1 protein-coding gene is annotated in these 1,355 nt (G+C 71.5%); it reads right to left on the bottom strand.

Going from position 1 to position 1,355, the window contains the following annotated elements:
• On the bottom strand, positions 1-1,355 hold a 1,355-nt coding region (locus tag ACFYW9_RS41395; RefSeq protein ID WP_389160371.1), incomplete at both ends, for an acetyl/propionyl/methylcrotonyl-CoA carboxylase subunit alpha.

Genomic DNA, 1,355 nt, shown 5'->3' with positions numbered 1-1,355 from the left:
GGCTTGATCTCGTTGACGAACTCGGTCTCGATCCACCGGGTGTGGACGGTGAACGCGTCGGTGGAGCCGGTCAGCTCGGGGGCGAACGCCGGGTCGGTGACCACCGCGCGGTGGAAGGGGATCGCGGTCGCCATGCCCTCGACCTGGAACTCGGCCAGCGCGCGGGCGGCCCGCTGCAGGGCCTGCTTGCGGGTGGCGCCGGTGACGATCAGCTTGGCCAGCAGGGAGTCCCAGGCCGGGCCGATGACGCTGCCGGACTCCACGCCCGCGTCCAGCCGCACCCCGGGGCCGGACGGCGCCGCGAAGGCGGTGACGGTGCCCGGGGCGGGCAGGAAACCCCGGCCCGGGTCCTCGCCGTTGATACGGAACTCGATGGAGTGCCCACGCAGCTCGGGATCGCCGTAGCCCAGTTCCTCGCCGTCGGCGATGCGGAACATCTCCCGCACCAGGTCGATGCCGGCGACCTCCTCGGTGACCGGGTGCTCGACCTGCAGACGGGTGTTGACCTCCAGGAAGGAGATCGTGCCGTCCACGCCGACCAGGAACTCCACCGTGCCGGCGCCGACGTAGCCGGCCTCCTTCAGGATCGCCTTGGACGACGCGTACAGCTCCGCGACCTGCGCCTCGGACAGGAACGGGGCGGGGGCCTCCTCGACCAGCTTCTGATGACGGCGCTGCAGCGAGCAGTCACGGGTGGAGACCACCACCACGTTGCCGTGGCTGTCGGCCAGGCACTGCGTCTCCACATGCCGCGGCTTGTCGAGGTAGCGCTCCACGAAGCACTCCCCGCGCCCGAACGCCGCGACCGCCTCACGCACCGCCGACTCGTACAGCTCCGGCACCTCTTCCAGGGTCCGGGCGACCTTCAGACCACGCCCGCCACCACCGAACGCGGCCTTGATCGCGATCGGCAGACCGTGCTGCTCGGCGAACGCGACCACCTCCTCCGCACCCGAGACCGGGTCCGGGGTGCCCGCCACCAGCGGCGCGCCCGCGCGCTGCGCGATGTGCCGGGCGGCGACCTTGTCGCCCAGGTCGCGGATCGCCTGCGGCGGCGGGCCGATCCAGATCAGCCCGGCGTCCAGGACGGCCTGGGCGAAGTCCGCGTTCTCCGAAAGGAAGCCGTAGCCCGGATGGATGGCATCCGCGCCCGAGTCCTTGGCGGCCTGCAGCACCTTGGCGAAGTCCAGGTAACTGGAGGCCGGGGTGTCACCGCCCAGCGCGAACGCCTCGTCCGCCGCACGGACATGCAGAGCGTCCCGGTCCGGTTCCGCATACACGGCAACGCTCGCGATCCCGGCATCCCGACATGCTCGGGCCACGCGGACAGCGATTTCGCCACGGTTGGCGATGAG

Source organism: Streptomyces sp. NPDC002698 (genome assembly GCF_042888945.1).
Lineage (GTDB): Bacteria > Actinomycetota > Actinomycetes > Streptomycetales > Streptomycetaceae > Streptomyces.
Note: the sequence above shows the minus strand (reverse complement) of the source record. Positions and strands in the feature narration are given on the sequence as shown.